The sequence below is a fragment of the Microbacterium sp. NPDC056569 genome, from assembly GCF_042793475.1.
Lineage (GTDB): Bacteria > Actinomycetota > Actinomycetes > Actinomycetales > Microbacteriaceae > Microbacterium.
Genome location: NZ_JBHTUV010000010.1, coordinates 1 through 16,023 on the forward strand (window position 1 = coordinate 1; position 16,023 = coordinate 16,023).

The following is a 16,023-nucleotide window of genomic DNA, read 5'->3' on the forward strand; positions in this document are numbered from 1 at the left end:
TGCGCGACGTCACCGACGTCGCGCAGCAGCCTTAGCAGCGGAACCCGCTCCGGATCAGATGCCCAGCTGACCCTCGAACGCGGCGGCCTCGAGGCGCGACTTCACCGCACCGAGGAAGCGGGCGGCGTCCGCACCGTCGACGACGCGGTGGTCGTACGACAGAGCCAGGTAGACGTACGAGCGCACCGAGATCGCGTCCTTGCCGTCGACGGTCACGACGCCGGGGCGCTTGACGACCACGCCGGTGCCGAGGATCGCGGTCTGGGGGAGGAACACGACGGGCGTGTCGAACAGCGCGCCGCGCGAACCGGTGTTGGTCAGCGTGAACGTTCCGCCGGCGAGCTCGTCGGGCTTCAGCTTGTTGTCGCGGGTGCGTGCGGCGAGGTCGGCGATCTCGTGCGCGATCTCGGCGAGGTTCTTGCTCGCCGCGTCACGCAGCACGGGGGTCAGCAGGCCCCGCTCGGTGTCGACCGCGATCGACAGGTTCTCGGTGGCGGGGTAGACGATCTGGTCGCCGTCCACCGTCGAGTTGACGACGGGGTACGCCTGCAGAGCCTCGGCGGCCGCGAGCGCGAAGAACGGCAGGAACGACAGCTTGTCGCCGGTCTTGGCGAGGAAGTCGTTCTTCACCTTGTCGCGGAACGTCGCGAGCTTGGTGACGTCGACCTCGACCACCGTCGTGAGCTGGGCGGTCGCCTGCATCGACTCCACGGCGCGCGACGCGAGCACCTTGCGCAGGCGCGACATCGGCTGCGTGGTGCCGCGCAGCGGCGACACCTCGAGCGGCGCGGGTGCGGCGGCAGCCGGCGCGGCGGCCGGAGCAGCCGAGGCGGCCTCGGCAGCCTTGAGCACGTCCTCCTTGCGGATGCGACCGCCGACGCCCGTGCCCTTCACCGACGCGAGGTCGACGCCCTGCTGCTGCGCGAGGCGACGAACGAGCGGCGTCACGTAGGTGATCCCATCCTCATCGGCGACCAGCGCCGGAGCGGCGGGAGCGGCGGCGGGGGCAGCTGCGGGAGCGGGGGCAGCTGCGGGAGCGGGGGCAGCTGCGGGAGCGGGGGCAGCTGCGGGAGCGGGGGCAGGAGCCGGGGCAGGGGCGGGCGCAGCTGCGGCAGGAGCCTGCTCGGCAGCCGGAGCCTCGGCGGGCGCCGCTGCGGCGGGGGCCGGCTCGTCGGCGGGCGCAGGCGCCGCGGCCGCAGGGGCCGCACCCGCCTCGCCGATGCGGGCGAGCGCCGACCCTACGGCGACCGTCTCGTCCTCGGCGACGAGGATCTCGGTGAGCACGCCGGCGAACGGCGACGGGATCTCGGTGTCGACCTTGTCGGTGGAGATCTCGAGGAGCGGCTCGTCGGCGGCGACCTCGTCGCCGACCTGCTTGAGCCAGCGGGTGACGGTGCCCTCGGTGACACTCTCGCCGAGCTCGGGCAGGACGACGTCCTTGCCACCGCCGGCGGGAGCGGCCGCGGGAGCCGGAGCGGCCTCGGCGGCGGGCGCCTCGGCGGCGGGAGCCTCCGCGGCCGGAGTCTCGGCGGGCGCCGCGGGGGCGGCCTCTGCGGCGGCGGCCTCCGGGGCCGGCGCCGCCGCGGGGGTGCCCGAACCGTCGCCGATCTTCGCCAGCACGGCGCCGACCTCGACGGTCTCGTCCTCCTGCACGAGGATCTCCTCGATCACGCCGCTGACCGGCGACGGGATCTCGGTGTCCACCTTGTCCGTGGAGATCTCGAGCAGGCCCTCGTCCGCCTGGACCGTGTCGCCGACGTTCTTGAGCCAGCGGGTGACCGTTCCCTCGGTCACGCTCTCACCGAGAGCGGGGAGGACCACGGATGTGCTCATGAGGATGTCTCCTTCTGAAGAAATATCGGTTCTAGCTTAGTGATGGGGGACGGTCTCGAAGGTCAGAGCGCGTGCAGCGGCTTGCCCGCCAGGGCGAGGAACGCCTCGCCGAGCGCCTCCGACTGCGTCGGGTGCGCGTGGACGAACGGGGCGATGTCTTCGGGGTGGGCCTCCCAGCCCACGACGAGCTGGCCTTCGGTGATGAGCTCGCCGACGCGGTCGCCGATGAGGTGCACGCCGACGACGGGCCCATCCTTGACGCGCACCACCTTGACGATGCCGCTCGTGCCGAGGATCTCGCTCTTGCCGTTGCCGGCGAGGTTGTACTCGTACGCGACGATGCCGTCCGCTCCGTGGGCATCGACCGCCTGCGCCTCGGAGAGCCCGACCGAGGCGACTTCGGGGTGGCTGTAGGTGACCTTGGGGATGTGGGCATCGGGAACGACCACGGGCGACAGCCCTGCGATCTCCTCGGCGACGAAGATGCCCTGCTGGAATCCGCGGTGCGCGAGCTGGAGGCCGGGGACGATGTCGCCGACGGCCCACACGTGGTCGACGCCGGTGCGCAGGCGCTCGTCGGCCACGACGAAGCCGCGGTCGATCGTCACGCCCGCTTCCTCGTATCCCAGGCCAGCCGTCGCGGGACCGCGCCCGACGGCGACGAGCAGGTAGTGGGCGGTGAAAGTCTTGCCGTCCTCGAGCGTCACGGTCACCGCATCGGCCGTCTGCGTCGCGCCCTGGAACCGCACTCCGAGCGAGTACTGGATCCCGCGGCGGCGGAAGGCCCGCTCGAGGCCCTTGCTCAGCGCCACGTCCTCGTTGGGCACGAGGTGGTCGAGCGCCTCCACGATCGTGACCTCCGCGCCGAACGAGCGCCAGACGCTCGCGAATTCGACGCCGATCACGCCACCGCCGAGGATGATGACGCTGCCGGGCACCTCGTCGAGCTCGAGCGCGTGCTCGCTGGTGAGGACGCGGCCGCCGATCTCGAGGCCGGGGAGCGTGCGGCTGTAGGAGCCGGTGGCGAGCACGACGTCCGTGCCGCGGTACAGGTCGTCCCCGACGCGGACGGCCGGGCCCGCCTCGAGACGCCCCGCGCCGTTCACGACGGTGATGCCGCGGGCCTTGACCAGTCCCTCGAGTCCCTTGTACTTCTTCGCGACGATGCCCTCGCGGTAGGCGCGGACGCCCCCGGGGTCGACGCCGTCGAACGTCGCGCGGATGCCGATGGCCGACGCATCCCGTGCCGACTCGGCCACCTCTGCCGCGTGCAGCAGCGCCTTGGTCGGGATGCAGCCGCGGTGGAGGCATGTCCCACCCACCTTGTCCTTCTCGACGAGGGCGACGGTCTTGCCGAGTTCCGCGGCGCGGAGCGCGGCCGCGTAGCCGCCGCTTCCACCGCCGAGAACGACGAGATCGAAGGAGTGGTCGGTCATCGTGCCTCCTCATCGAGGTCTGCCAGGACGAAGCGGACCAGGCTGCGCACGGTGGCGGCAGTCGGCCCCTTGTCGGTGAAGCCGTACGGCGCGCCCTTGTGGGTCCCGCTGCCGGCGATGTCGAGATGCACCCAGGGGATTCGGGGGGCATCCGCCTCGTCGGCCGTGCGGCCGACGAAATGACGCAGGAACAGTCCTGCGAAGAGCGAGCCGCCCGCGGGATCGCCGATCTTGGCGTTCTGCAGGTCGGCGATGGGGGAGTCGAGCTCCTCGACCATGTGGGCGGGGAGGGGCAGCTGCCACGCGGGCTCGCCGGCCTCCGCAGCGGCGGCGAGGTAGCCGGCCACGGCGTCGTCGTCGCCCATCACACCGGTGTGCCGCGTGCCGAGGGCGATCAGGATCGCACCGGTGAGGGTGGCGACGTCGACGATCACGTCGGGGTTCTCGCGGCTCGCGGCGACGAGGCCGTCGGCGAGCACGAGGCGCCCTTCCGCGTCGGTGTTGAGTACCTCGACGGTGGTCCCGTCCAGCAGGCGCAGCACATCGCCGGGGCGGGTCGCGCGGCCGGACGGCATGTTGTCGGCGAGGCAGAGCCACGCCGTCACCTTGACCGCGGCCTGGACGGATGCCGCCGCCCGCAGCACACCGAGCACCGTGGCGGCGCCCGCCATGTCGTACTTCATGCCGACCATCGATCCGGCCGGCTTGAGCGACAGGCCCCCGGTGTCGAAGGTGATGCCCTTGCCGACGAGCGCGACGTGCTTCGACGCCCCCTCTGGCGCGTACTCCAGGCGGACGAGGCGCGGCGGCCGGTCGGAGCCCTGGCCCACGCCCAGGATCCCGCCGAATCCCTGCTCGCGCAGCGCCGTCTCGTCGAGCACCTCGACAGTCACGGGCAGGCCCGCGACGGCGTCCGCGGCCCGCTCGGCGACGTCGGCAGGGCCGAGCCATTCGGCGGGCGTGTTCACGAGGTCCTTGACGAGCGCGACGGATGCTGCGGTCTCGACGACGAGCTTCAGCGCGGCATCGTCGGGCTCGGCGGTGCCGTGGACGACGACGCGCTGTGCGCGCGGCTTCGGCGCCTCGCTCTTGTAGCCCTCGAAGCGGTACCCGCCGAGGGCCGCGCCTTCCGCGGCCGCGGTCCACAGCGACGGGTCCGCGAACGGCGCCGCGACGGCGACGGTCGCGAATCCCGTGATGGCGCGGATCGCCGCACCGATCGCATCGCGCAGGGCCGCAGCATCCGGAGCCGAACCGGTGCCCACGACGGCGAGCGGCAGCGTCGTGGCCTCGGGCGCATGGACGCGGACCCATGCCCCCGCGGCACCGGTGAATCCCACGCCCGACAGGGCCTCGCGGAGGCCTTGCCATTCCGAGAGATCAGGGGATCCCTCGGCCTCGAGCGGGGGGAGCGCGAGGAGAAGCAGGTCGGCGTCGGACTCTCGGACGGATGCAGTGCGGTACTCGAGGTCGGGGAACGACATGATCTCCATCCTAGGGACGACGGCTGTTCGCTCTGAGCGCGTCCGACACGACCCGACCCGGGCGGACGGCTCGTAGCATGGGACCATGCCTTTTCCCGGCCCGCTGTTCGAGCGTGCGGCCTCCGCGCCGCCCGTGCCGCGCGGGCTGCCGCTGGTGATCGCCCTGACCGGGTTCACCGACGCCGGCAGCGCCGTGAGCCGTGTGATCGACTACTTCCGCGACGACCTCGGGCCGTCGCCGCTCGCCGTGTTCTCCAACGACACGCTTCTCGACTACCGGGCGCGCCGCCCGATCGTGTCGTTCGAGAAGGACCACCTCACGGACTACCGGCCGTCGCGCCTGGAGCTGTCGTTCGCCCACGACGCCCTCGGTCAGCCGTTCCTGCTGCTGGCCGGCTACGAGCCGGACTTCGCCTGGGATGCCTTCAGCGAGGCGGTCCTCGAGTTCACCGAGGTGTACGGCGTGTCGACGGTGACGTGGGTGCACGCCATCCCGATGCCCGTGCCTCACACGCGCCCCATCGGCACGACCGTGAGCGGCACGCGGTCGGAGCTGACCGAGGCGCACTCGGTGTGGCAGCCGCACACGCAGGTGCCGGCGACCGCGGGACACCTGCTGGAGTACCGCCTCGCCGCCGCGGGCGCGCGCGTCGCGGGCTTCGTGCTGCTCATCCCGCACTACCTGGGCGACACCGAGTACCCGGCGGCCGCATTGGCCGCCCTCGACAGCGTCACCGTGGCGACCGGGCTCGTCTTCACCGGCGACGAGCTGCGCGAGGAGAACCGCGAGTACCTCGAGAAGGTCACTGAGCAGATCGAGGGCAGCGAGGAGCTCGCCCGCATGGTGCAGGGACTGGAGGAGCGCTACGACGCGTACATGGCCGGTTCCACGCTCGCGACGCCGATGATCCACACCGGCGATCTGCCGAGCGCCGACGAGCTGGCGGCCGAACTCGAGCGCTTCCTCGCGACGCGCCCGGCCGAGGACGACAAGCGCGGTTCCTGATCGCGGCGCCGCGCGCCGGCGGAATTCGACGCCCGACCCGTGCGTTGACACAGGGGATGGAGGTGCGCCGACCCCGGCAGGGCGATGCTGGCGGCGCACGGCAAGTATGAGATACTAGACGCTCTGACCCGTTGTCAACCGTCTTCGTGGGGCATCCCTTCGAAGATGTGGACTTGACAAGGGTCTTACTAGTGTCCGAAACCGACCGGAGAGGCGCAGGGCGCCTCGACCGGTGAAAGGCGAAACGTGACTCCAGGCACGAACACCAAGGCTCGCTCGGCCGCGAAGGACACCGAGACGGACGAGACGAAGACGGCGGCCGCCAAGAAGGCTCCCGCAGCCAAGGGCGCCGCCAAGACCAAGGCCGCACCGAAGACCGCGTCCAAGCGCGCGAAGAAGTCGGACGACGAGTTCGAGGACGACGTCGAGGAGCTCGACGACGACGTCGAACTCGAGGACGACGGCGACGACGCGGACGGCGACGACGCGGCGGACGTGGGAGCGACCGCCAAGGACGCGAAGGCGACCACCGAGGAGACCGCCCCCACCGAGGACGAGGAGGACGAGGAGGAGAGCACCAAGCCGGCGTTCACCGAGCCGCTCCCGACCGGCGCCATCGTGATCTCGTCGAGCGACGAGGACGACGTCCCCGTCTACTCGACGCAGATCACCGGCGCCACGGCCGACCCGGTCAAGGACTACCTCAAGCAGATCGGCAAGGTGCCGCTCCTGAACGCGGCCGAAGAGGTCGAGCTCGCGATGCGCATCGAGGCAGGACTGTTCGCCGAAGAGAAGCTGTCGCACATGTCCGCGGCCGAGAAGACCTCGCAGCTCGGACTCGACCTGCAGTGGGTCGCCCGTGACGGCCAGCGCGCGAAGAGCCACCTGCTCGGCGCCAACCTGCGACTCGTCGTCTCCCTCGCCAAGCGCTACACGGGTCGCGGCATGCAGTTCCTGGACCTCATCCAGGAGGGCAACCTCGGTCTCATCCGCGCGGTCGAGAAGTTCGACTACACCAAGGGCTTCAAGTTCTCGACCTACGCGACGTGGTGGATCCGACAGGCCATCACGCGCGCCATGGCCGACCAGGCCCGGACCATCCGCATCCCGGTGCACATGGTCGAGGTCATCAACAAGCTCGCGCGCGTCCAGCGCCAGATGCTGCAGGACCTCGGTCGCGAACCCACGCCCGAGGAGCTCAGCCGCGAGCTCGACATGACCCCCGAGAAGGTCATCGAGGTGCAGAAGTACGGCCGCGAGCCGATCTCGCTGCACACGCCCCTCGGCGAGGACGGCGACAGCGAGTTCGGCGACCTCATCGAGGACACCGAGGCCGTGGTCCCCGCCGACGCCGTGGGCTTCACGATGCTGCAGCGCCAGCTCGAGTCGCTCCTCGACTCGCTGTCGGAGCGCGAGGCGGGCGTGATCCGCATGCGCTTCGGCCTCGGCGACGGTCAGCCGAAGACGCTCGACCAGATCGGCGACACGTTCGGGGTCACCCGCGAGCGCATCCGCCAGATCGAGTCGAAGACGATGGCGAAGCTGCGGCACCCGTCGCGTTCGCAGTCGCTGCGGGACTACCTCGAGTGAGTGAGGCGAACGCCGGCAAGGCGCTCACCGTCCAGGTCGAAGGCTCGTCGTTCGCTCGCATCCCGATCCGTACGCGGGTCGTGATGGCGGGCGACGACCTCGACGAGTTCGTCCGCGAGTACGCGGCCGATGTGGTGCGCGAGGGCGACCTGCTGTTCGTGACCGAGAAGATCGTCGCGATCACGCAGGGTCGTTCGTACCTCGTGGAGGACATCAAGCCCCGCAAGCTCGCGCTCTTCCTCTCGAAGTACGTCACCCGGACGCCGCACGGCATCGGGCTCGGCATGCCCGAGACGATGGAGATGGCGCTGCGCGAGTGCGGCACGATCCGCATCCTGTTCGCGGCCGCGGTCTCCGCCGTCACCAAGCTGTTCGGCCGCAAGGGCGACTTCTACCGCATCGCCGGCGACAAGGCACGGGCGATCGACGGCCCGACGTCGGGAACCATCCCGCCCTACAACAAGGCTGTCGTGCTCGGGCCCGAGCGCCCGCGCGAGGTCGCGACGCACCTCAAGTCCCTGCTCGGCGGAGTGCCCGAGGTGGCCGTGGTCGACATCAACGACCTCGGCGGCAACATCCTCGGCTCGACGCTCGACCGGGCCGCGGAGAAGCGCCTCGTCTCGATCCTCAAGGACAACCCGCTGGGTCAAGGACACCAGTCGACGCCGCTCGGCATCGTGCGCGCCGTCTGATATGCACAGAATCGCGAAAGGGTATGTTTCCGCCGGCGGAAACATACCCTTTCGCGATTCATGCGTGCGGGCGGGCGGTCAGAAGCCGATCGCCTCGCGATAACGGGCCTTGTGCCCGGTGCGGATGCCCGTGACGCTGGGCTTGTTCTCATACACGCCGGCTCCCCAGTTGCCCTCCACGAGCACCGGGCCGTCGGGCGTGACGACGATGTCCCAGCCGACGTACTGGATCTGCGGCACGACGCGCGCGACCTGGTCGACGAACGTCTTGACCTCGTCGATCATGGGCAGCTGGAAGTCGGCGATGACGAACCCGCTGTCGGGGTGCTTCTCATGCACGTGGCCGTGCGAGTCGTAACCGGGGCCGACGGCACGGCCGCTCTCGTCGAGCATCGTGTAGAAGCCGCCGAAGGTCATCTGGTCGCTCACCGCACCGCGGCCGAACTTCTGCGCCATCGCCAGGATGTGGGTCTTCTCGCCGTCGAAGAACGCGGTGACGCGAGTGGTGTTCACGGTTCCGGGGCACACCGCCGCGAGGTCGGCGTGCTGGCGGATGACCTCCTCGATGAGCAGCTCGCCGCGCGAGAGCAGACCGCGGTGGAAGTCGTCCCAGTCCGAGACGTCGGCCGCCTGGTAGCGGTGCACGCCCGTGCCCGCTTGACCCACCGGCTCCTTCGTGACGATCGTGCCGTGCTTCTCGGCGAAGGCGCGCACCGCATCGGCGTTGCCCTCCTCGACGACCATCCATTCGCGACGGAGGAAGTCGCTGAACGCGCGGTCGAACTCGACCTTGTCCTGGAACTGGCCGCGGTAGTCGGGGTGGTCGTACTTCTGCGACAGCTCGTTCGAGACCGGATGCGTCATGTAGGTCGCCCGCTCGGCGCGGTTCAGGATCGCGAAGTCGTAGTCGACATAGTCCTGGAAGCCGACCTGCTTGAAGCCGGCCGACCACAGCATGTCGACGACCACCGCGGGCGTCCACTTGCCGTGCGCGTGTGCGGTCTCCTTCGCGCGTTCCAGCACGGATCCGACATCGATGCGGCGGACACGCCAGGCGAGGTAGCGAAGGCGGTTCGAGAGGGCGAGGCCCTGAGAAGACATGCGTGCTCCGGGGTTCGGTTCGGGGACCCCGATAGTCTAGAGGCGTGAGTTCCGCGATCCCTGGGCACCCCCACGTGGCGCCGGGATCGGACCCACGCAGCGCGCCGGTCGCGCGCATCTCTCGCTCCGCGCTGACCGCGAACGCGCGCGCGGCGCGGGATCGCGGCATCCGTGCGTATGACACCGCGATCCTGCGGGCGGATGCCTGGGGCCACGGCACGGCGCTGGTCCGCGATGTGCTCGGGGCCGCAGGCCTCGAGCCGCGCGAGTACCGCGTCGTCGTGTCCGCGACCGCCTCTGCCGCCGTGCCGGCACGGACGGATGCCCTCGCGGCCGCGGTGCTCTTCGGGCTGCCGGGTGCGCAGCGCTCTGCCGCGCCCGCGCTGCGGCTGACGGGCACCGTGCTCTCGGTGAAGGACCTCCGCGCGGGCGAAGGCGTGTCGTACGGCTACGCGTACCGCGCGCCCGCCGACACCCGCGTCGCACTCGTCACCGGCGGGTACGCGCAGGGCGTCGTGCGCGGCCTCGGCGGCGCCGTCGACGTGGCGATCGCGGGGGAGCGGCACCTGATCGTCGGTCGGGTCGCGATGGACGTGTGCGTGGTGGAGATCACGGATGCTGCGATCCCGCGCGGCGCCGAAGTCCTCTTCCTCGGCGACCCGGCGCAGGGCGAGCCGTCGCTCGCCGATTGGGTGCGCGCGACGGGACTCACCGCCGGCGAGCTCGTCACGATGGTCGGACTGCGCGCCATCCGGCAGGAGGCACCATGACCGCCCGCCTCCGCGTCGACCTCGACGCCCTCGCGGCGAACATCTCGCGCGTGCGCGACACGGTGTCTCCCGCCGAGCTGATGCTCGTGGTCAAGGACGACGCCTACGGCCACGGTCTGGAGCCCGTCGTGCGGGCCGCTTCCGCCGCGGGAGTGAACTGGTTCGGCGCCTTCGACGTGCGGACCGGCTGCGCCGTACGCGATGCCGTCGGTGACGGCGCCCGCATCTTCGCGTGGATCGCCGCCTCGCGCGACGATCTCGACGCCGCCGTCGCGGCGCGCATCGACGTCGGCATCGGCGACGCCGACCTGCTGGAGGAGCTCGCAGAGGCCGCGCGGGACGCCGGCGCGGGCGTCCGCGTGCACCTCAAGATCGACACGGGGCTGCACCGCAACGGCGTGCGGCCGGAGCAGTGGCCCCACTTCGTCTCGCGCGCGGCCGTACTCGAGGCGGAGGGCGTGATCGACGTCGTCGGTGTCTGGAGCCACATCGCCGAGGCCTCCGACGCCGAGGACGACGACGCCCGTGACCTGTACGAGCGGGCGCTCGCGCAGGCCGCGGGTGCGGGCCTGCGCCCGGCGATACGGCATCTGGCCGCCAGCGCGGCGTCCTTCGCGCGCCCCGAGTTCCGCTACGACATGGTCCGCGTGGGGGCGTTCTGCTACGGCATCCGTTCCGCCGGAGGGCCGTCGGCCGACGACCTCGGCCTCACGCCGATCGGAACCCTCGAGGCGGACGTCGTCGACGTCGCCGAGGAGGTCGTGCGGATCGGCCTCGGGGCCCTCGACGGTCTCCCCTCGTCGCTCGGGCGACGCGCTTCCGTCGGCACGCCCGCCGGGAGCCGGCAACTCATCGCCGTGGGGGACTCCGACTCCCTGGTCGCCGCCTGGCCGGGAGCGGTCGTCGGCGACGCCGTCGCGGTCTACGGTCCAGGCGCCGCGGGCGAGCCCGGCGCGACGGACCTGGCGGAGATCATCGGCACGATCGGCGAAGAGATCGCGCTGCGCGTGTCGCCCCTCCTGGAACGCAGATACACCCGCCGCTGAAAGCGACGGGTGCGAGTCTGCCGGACCGGCGCCTACTCGGCGAGGCGAGCGGTCTCGTCGTGCCAGGAGGTCGCGATCGCGCGGAGCTTCTCTTCGTACTTGCGGCCGTGGTGCGCGCAGAAGAGCAGCTCGCTGCCGTTGACCTCGGCTGCGATGTAGGCCTGCGCGCCGCAGGAGTCGCAGCGGTCCATCGCCGTGAGGCGGTGCTCGAGGACGGCGCCGGTCTCGGTGGGTGTCGATAGCGTGTTCATCTCGGTGCCTCCTCGTATTCGTAGAACTCTCTGCCGGTCATGAAATACAACCACGCCGATGTTTCGAGAATGCCGCGAATACGACACATTTCGCTGAGCGCGTACGCCCGATGCCGTCGATGCGTGTCTGCGCGGGCCTGTCGGGAGCGCCGATTACGATGGGAGATTGTGACCGCCGAGTACTCCGCCCATCATCTCCAGGTGCTCGAAGGGCTCGAGGCGGTCCGCAAGCGCCCCGGCATGTACATCGGCTCGACCGACTCGCGCGGCCTCATGCACTGCCTGTGGGAGATCATCGACAACTCCGTCGACGAGGCACTCGCAGGTCACGGCTCGCGCATCGACATCGTGCTCCACGCCGACGGCAGCGTCGAGGTGCGCGACCGCGCCCGCGGCATCCCGGTCGACATCGAGCCGCGCACCGGCCTCTCCGGCGTCGAGGTCGTCTTCACGAAGCTTCACGCGGGCGGCAAGTTCGGCGGCGGGTCCTACGCCGCGTCGGGCGGTCTGCACGGGGTCGGGGCATCCGTCGTGAACGCGCTCTCGGAGCGCCTCGACGTCGAGGTCGACCGCGGCGGCAAGACGTGGGCGATGTCGTTCCACCGCGGCGAGCCCGGTGTCTTCTCCAACGGCAGCCCCGACTCGGCGTTCACCCCCTTCGAAGAGCGCAGCGAGCTGCGCGTCGCCGGCCGCGCGGCGAAGGGCGTGACCGGAACCCGCATCCGCTACTGGGCAGACCGGCAGATCTTCACCAAGGACGCCGCGTTCAATCTGCCCGAGCTCGAGCAGCGCGCCCGCCAGACCGCGTTCCTCGTCCCCGGACTCGAGATCGTCATCCGCGACGAGCGTCCCGGGACCGAGTCGGGCGAACCCGTCGAGACGAGCTACCGGTTCGACGGCGGGATCTCCGAGTTCGCCGATTTCCTCGCCCCCGACTCGGGCGTCACCGACACCTGGCGTCTGAGCGGCGAGGGCTCGTTCACCGAGACGGTTCCCGTGCTGCAGCCGTCGGGCGCCATGGTGCCGACCGAGGTCGAGCGCCAGTGCCACGTCGACATCGCGGTGCGCTGGGGCACCGGCTATGAGACGGTGTCGCGCTCGTTCGTCAACATCATCGCCACGCCCAAGGGTGGCACGCACCAGCAGGGGTTCGAGCAGGGGCTCATGAAGGTGCTGCGCGACCAGGTCGCGCAGAACGCGCGCCGGCTGAAGGTCGGAAACGACAAGCTCGAGAAGGACGACATCCTCGCCGGCCTCACCGCCGTGCTGACCGTGCGCCTTCCCGAGCCGCAGTTCGAGGGCCAGACCAAGGAGGTCCTCGGCACGCCGGCGGTCCGCCAGATCGTGTCGAACGTGGTCACCCGCGAACTCACGGCGCGGTTCACGTCGCCGAAGCGCGACGACAAGGCGCAGACCTCGCTGCTGCTCGACAAGGTCGTCTCCGAGATGAAGGCGCGCATCTCCGCGCGCACGCACAAAGAGACGCAGCGCCGCAAGAACGCGCTGGAGTCCTCGTCGCTGCCGGCCAAGCTCGCCGACTGCCGGTCGAACGACGTCGCCGAATCCGAGCTGTTCATCGTCGAGGGCGACTCGGCCCTGGGCACCGCCAAGCTCGCGCGCAACAGCGAGTTCCAGGCCCTGCTGCCGATCCGCGGCAAGATCCTCAACGTCCAGAAGGCGTCGATCAGCGACATGCTGTCGAACGCCGAGTGCGCCGCGATCATCCAGGTGATCGGCGCCGGCTCGGGGCGCTCGTTCGACCTCGACACCGCGCGCTACGGCAAGATCATCCTGATGAGCGACGCCGACGTCGACGGCGCGCACATCCGCACGCTGCTGCTGACGCTTTTCTTCCGCTACATGCGGCCGCTCATCGACGAGGGCCGCGTGTACGCCGCCGTGCCGCCGCTGCACCGCGTGGTGGTGATGAATCCGGGCTCGAAGCCCAACGAGACGATCTACACGTACTCCGAGGCCGAGCTGCACGGCCTCCTCGCGAAGCTCACCAAGGCCGGCAAGCGCTGGCAGGAGCCGGTTCAGCGCTACAAGGGGCTCGGCGAGATGGACGCCGACCAGCTGGCGACGACGACGATGGACCGAGGCGGCCGTACCCTCCGACGCGTGCGGATGCAGGACGCCGAGGCTGCAGCATCCGTCTTCGAACTGCTCATGGGCAACGACGTGGCGCCGCGCAAGGAGTTCATCATCGACTCCAGCGACCGCCTGGTACGCGAGCGCATCGACGCGTGAGCGCCGTCCGCCGGCTCATCGCACCGCGGGATGAGACAAGCCGGCGGAACGGTCAGCGGATTCCGGTGCCGACGGCGCCGATCACGCTGTCGAGCGCCGTGCCCGACGCGTCGCGCTTCGCACCTGCCTCGGGCAGCGCCCGAGTGGCCCCGTCCGCGCCGACGGCGCGGGGATCCGTGCCGACCCATGCGATGGTCAGTGCGTCTTCACCCTTAAGGAACCGCTGAGCGCGCACGCCGCCGGTCGCGCGGCCCTTGGCGGGGAACTCGCTGAACAGCGACACCTTCGCGCTGCCGGCATCGGTGCCCGCGAGCGCGGTGGTCGCGCCGGCGATCGTCACCACCACCGCATCGAACTCGGACGGACCGACGACGTCGAAGGCGATGACGTGCGCGCCGTCGGTGAGACGGATGCCGGCCATGCCGCCGGCCGACCGGCCCTGCGGGCGCACCGACGATGCGTCGAAGCGCAGGAGCTGCGCGTCGCTGGCCACGAACACCAGCTCGGCGCCGTCCGAGGCGGGCGCCGCACCGACGACCCGGTCGCCGTCCCTGAGGGCGATGATCTCGATGTCGTGCTTGTTCGCGATCTCACTGGCCGCAACGCGCTTCACGATGCCCTGCGCCGTGCCGATGGCGACCGGCGGCGCGTCGGCGAGCGGCACGAGCGCGACGACGTGCTCGCCGCCGCTGAGCCCGAGGTACTGGTCCCCGCGCGTGCCGGCGGCGAGCTGGACCGAGTTGCCGGGAACCGAGGGCAGGTCGACGGGGGAGAAGCGGACCAGTCGTCCGAGGTTCGTGACCGCACCGATGTCGCCGCGTGTGGTGGCGTCCACCGACGAGCGGATGGCGTCGTGCTTCGAGCGTCGGGCCGGGGCGACGATGCCGCCGCCGGGCGCGTCGGCGACGATCTCGGCACGCACCATGCGGCCGGTGGCGGACAGGAAGACACGGCAGGGCGCGTCCGCGATCTGCAGATCGGCCGCGGCCGCCGCGGCGCGCGAGCGGGGCTGGACCGGGCCACCGTTGAGCAGCAGCGTGCGCCGCGGGGTGCCGAACGCCTCGGCCGCGGCATCCAGTTCCTGCGCCACCTGCGCGCGCAGCAGCACATCGCTGCCCAGCAGCTCTTCGAGCTGCGCGATCTCCTTCTTGAGGTTGTCGCGCTCGGTCTCGAGCTCGATGCGCGAGAACTTCGTCAGGCGACGCAGTCGCAGCTCGAGGATGTACTCGGACTGGGCCTCCGAGAGGTCGAAGACGCTCATGAGGCGCGTCCGCGCCTGCTCGCTGTCGTCGGAGGTGCGGATGACCTGGATGACCTCGTCGATGTCGAGGATCGCGATGAGGAGGCCCTCGACCAGGTGCAGGCGTTCCTTGCGACGCTGGAGCCGGTAGCGGCTGCGGCGCGTCACCACGCTGATGCGGTGGTCGAGATAGACCCGGAGCAGATCGCGAAGTCCGAGCGTCTGCGGCTGACCCTCGACGAGCGCGACGTTGTTGATGCTGAACGAGTCCTCGAGCGGCGTCAGCCGGTAGAGGTGGTCGAGCACCGCCTGCGGGTCGAAGCCGGTCTTGATGCCGATGACCAGCCGTAGGCCGTGATGGCGGTCGGTGAGATCGGTGACGTCGGCGATGCCCTGCAGCTTCTTCGCGTTGACGGCGTCCTTGATCTTCTCGATCACGCGCTCGGGACCGACGAGGTACGGCAGCTCGGTCACGATGAGACCGGTGCGGCGCGGGCCGAGGGATTCGATCGACACCTTGGCGCGCGTGCGGAAGCTGCCGCGGCCGTTCGTGTAGGCGTCCTTGATGCCGTCCAGCCCGACGATGATGCCGCCGCCCGGGAGGTCGGGACCGGGCACGAACTCCATGAGCTCCTCGACGGTCGCCTCGGGGTTCTCGAGCAGGTGCGTCGCCGCGCCGACGACCTCGATGAGGTTGTGCGGCGCCATGTTGGTCGCCATGCCGACGGCGATGCCCGTCGTGCCGTTGACGAGGAGGTTGGGGAACGCCGCCGGCAGCACTTCGGGCTGCTGGAACTGGCCGTCGTAGTTGGGGATGAAGTCGACGACGTCCTCGTCGAGGTTCTCGGTGAGGGCGAGCGCCGGCGGGGCGAGCCGGGCTTCCGTGTAGCGGGGTGCGGCCGGACCGTCGTCGAGCGAGCCGAAGTTGCCGTGGCCGTCGACCAGGGGCACGCGCAGCGAGAACGGCTGGGCGAGGCGCACGAGCGCGTCGTAGATCGGCGCGTCACCGTGCGGGTGCAGCTTTCCCATCACCTCGCCGACGACGCGGGCGCTCTTGACGTGGCCGCGGTCGGGGCGCAGGCCCATGTCGGCCATCTGGAACAGGATGCGTCGCTGCACCGGCTTGAGCCCGTCGCGCGCGTCGGGCAGTGCGCGCGAGTAGATGACCGAGTACGCGTACTCGAGGAACGACGTCTGCATCTCCGAAGAGACGTCGACATCCTCGATGCGTCCGTGGTCGGCGGGGGAGGAATCGGTGCGGGAAGCGGGCATGTGTCGATGAAGCCTCGGGTGACGGCGGGGAGCGAGGGGGCGCGGCCGCGTG

General features: G+C 70.7%; 12 protein-coding genes. 6 read left to right on the top strand and 6 right to left on the bottom strand.

The features are described from left to right. Nucleotides 1–54 precede the first annotated feature (54 nt). From sucB to ACFQ7C_RS12565, 3 genes are all read right to left on the bottom strand, one after another. Entirely contained in the window at nt 55–1,833 is a 1,779-nt protein-coding gene (gene sucB, locus ACFQ7C_RS12555) for a 2-oxoglutarate dehydrogenase, E2 component, dihydrolipoamide succinyltransferase (RefSeq protein ID WP_378901345.1), read from the bottom strand. A gap of 62 nt (nt 1,834–1,895) precedes the next feature. Next, the gene (lpdA, locus tag ACFQ7C_RS12560) at nt 1,896–3,269 is read right to left on the bottom strand and encodes a dihydrolipoyl dehydrogenase (protein ID WP_378901348.1); all 1,374 of its coding nucleotides are present in this window, start codon (nt 3,267–3,269) and stop codon (nt 1,896–1,898) included. Next, nucleotides 3,266–4,753 (bottom strand): leucyl aminopeptidase, encoded by a 1,488-nt coding sequence (locus tag ACFQ7C_RS12565; protein ID WP_378901351.1) that lies wholly within the window; start codon nt 4,751–4,753, stop codon nt 3,266–3,268. Before ACFQ7C_RS12565 ends, lpdA begins: the two co-directional genes overlap by 4 nt. 85 nt (nt 4,754–4,838) lie before the next feature. On the opposite strand from ACFQ7C_RS12565, the gene ACFQ7C_RS12570 reads away from it, so the two are divergent. The 3 genes from ACFQ7C_RS12570 to ACFQ7C_RS12580 all read left to right on the top strand — a co-directional run bounded on the left by ACFQ7C_RS12570 (nt 4,839) and on the right by ACFQ7C_RS12580 (nt 8,041). Continuing rightward, nucleotides 4,839–5,759 (top strand): proteasome assembly chaperone family protein, encoded by a 921-nt coding sequence (locus ACFQ7C_RS12570; protein WP_378901354.1) that lies wholly within the window; start codon nt 4,839–4,841, stop codon nt 5,757–5,759. Nucleotides 5,760–6,005: 246 nt separating this feature from the next. Next, complete coding sequence (locus tag ACFQ7C_RS12575; protein WP_378901357.1) at nt 6,006–7,349, top strand: RNA polymerase sigma factor; 1,344 nt, start codon at nt 6,006–6,008, stop codon at nt 7,347–7,349. Then, nucleotides 7,346–8,041 carry a coenzyme F420-0:L-glutamate ligase gene (locus tag ACFQ7C_RS12580; RefSeq protein WP_378901360.1) on the top strand — a complete coding sequence of 232 codons (696 nt, stop codon included), beginning with the start codon at nt 7,346–7,348 and terminating at the stop codon, nt 8,039–8,041. The genes ACFQ7C_RS12575 and ACFQ7C_RS12580 overlap by 4 nt, the downstream gene beginning before the upstream one ends. Before the next feature lie 78 nt (nt 8,042–8,119). Here the strand turns inward: ACFQ7C_RS12580 and ACFQ7C_RS12585 are convergent, their stop codons facing one another. Then, nucleotides 8,120–9,142 carry a sugar-transfer associated ATP-grasp domain-containing protein gene (locus ACFQ7C_RS12585; RefSeq protein ID WP_378901363.1) on the bottom strand — a complete coding sequence of 341 codons (1,023 nt, stop codon included), beginning with the start codon at nt 9,140–9,142 and terminating at the stop codon, nt 8,120–8,122. 44 nt (nt 9,143–9,186) lie between these two features. Between ACFQ7C_RS12585 and ACFQ7C_RS12590 the strand changes: the two genes are divergently transcribed. Together ACFQ7C_RS12590 and ACFQ7C_RS12595 are read left to right on the top strand one after the other, a co-directional pair. Beyond that, nucleotides 9,187–9,912, top strand: coding sequence for an alanine racemase C-terminal domain-containing protein (locus ACFQ7C_RS12590; protein ID WP_378901366.1), 726 nt, complete (start codon nt 9,187–9,189; stop codon nt 9,910–9,912). Beyond that, nucleotides 9,909–10,958 (top strand): alanine racemase, encoded by a 1,050-nt coding sequence (locus ACFQ7C_RS12595; RefSeq protein WP_378901369.1) that lies wholly within the window; start codon nt 9,909–9,911, stop codon nt 10,956–10,958. The genes ACFQ7C_RS12590 and ACFQ7C_RS12595 overlap by 4 nt, the downstream gene beginning before the upstream one ends. A gap of 32 nt (nt 10,959–10,990) precedes the next feature. On the opposite strand, the gene ACFQ7C_RS12600 is transcribed toward ACFQ7C_RS12595, so the two are convergent. After that, complete coding sequence (locus ACFQ7C_RS12600; protein WP_056367331.1) at nt 10,991–11,209, bottom strand: hypothetical protein; 219 nt, start codon at nt 11,207–11,209, stop codon at nt 10,991–10,993. Nucleotides 11,210–11,377: 168 nt separating this feature from the next. On the opposite strand from ACFQ7C_RS12600, the gene ACFQ7C_RS12605 reads away from it, so the two are divergent. After that, nucleotides 11,378–13,459, top strand: a complete 2,082-nt coding sequence (locus tag ACFQ7C_RS12605; RefSeq protein WP_378901373.1) for a type IIA DNA topoisomerase subunit B — start codon at nt 11,378–11,380, stop codon at nt 13,457–13,459. A gap of 52 nt (nt 13,460–13,511) precedes the next feature. On the opposite strand, the gene ACFQ7C_RS12610 is transcribed toward ACFQ7C_RS12605, so the two are convergent. Continuing rightward, nucleotides 13,512–15,971, bottom strand: coding sequence for a DNA topoisomerase (ATP-hydrolyzing) subunit A (locus ACFQ7C_RS12610; protein ID WP_378901375.1), 2,460 nt, complete (start codon nt 15,969–15,971; stop codon nt 13,512–13,514). Nucleotides 15,972–16,023 lie beyond the last annotated feature (52 nt).

Bases quoted from the DNA above. Each gene is read 5' to 3' on its own strand.
- sucB (WP_378901345.1), bottom strand. From the start codon at position 1,833: ATGAGCACATCCGTGGTCCTCCCCGCTCTCGGTGAGAGCGTGACCGAG.
- lpdA (WP_378901348.1), bottom strand. From the start codon at position 3,269: ATGACCGACCACTCCTTCGATCTCGTCGTTCTCGGCGGTGGAAGCGGC.
- ACFQ7C_RS12565 (WP_378901351.1), bottom strand. From the start codon at position 4,753: ATGTCGTTCCCCGACCTCGAGTACCGCACTGCATCCGTCCGAGAGTCC.
- ACFQ7C_RS12570 (WP_378901354.1), top strand. From the start codon at position 4,839: ATGCCTTTTCCCGGCCCGCTGTTCGAGCGTGCGGCCTCCGCGCCGCCC.
- ACFQ7C_RS12585 (WP_378901363.1), bottom strand. From the start codon at position 9,142: ATGTCTTCTCAGGGCCTCGCCCTCTCGAACCGCCTTCGCTACCTCGCC.
- ACFQ7C_RS12595 (WP_378901369.1), top strand. From the start codon at position 9,909: ATGACCGCCCGCCTCCGCGTCGACCTCGACGCCCTCGCGGCGAACATC.
- ACFQ7C_RS12600 (WP_056367331.1), bottom strand. From the start codon at position 11,209: ATGAACACGCTATCGACACCCACCGAGACCGGCGCCGTCCTCGAGCAC.
- ACFQ7C_RS12610 (WP_378901375.1), bottom strand. From the start codon at position 15,971: ATGCCCGCTTCCCGCACCGATTCCTCCCCCGCCGACCACGGACGCATC.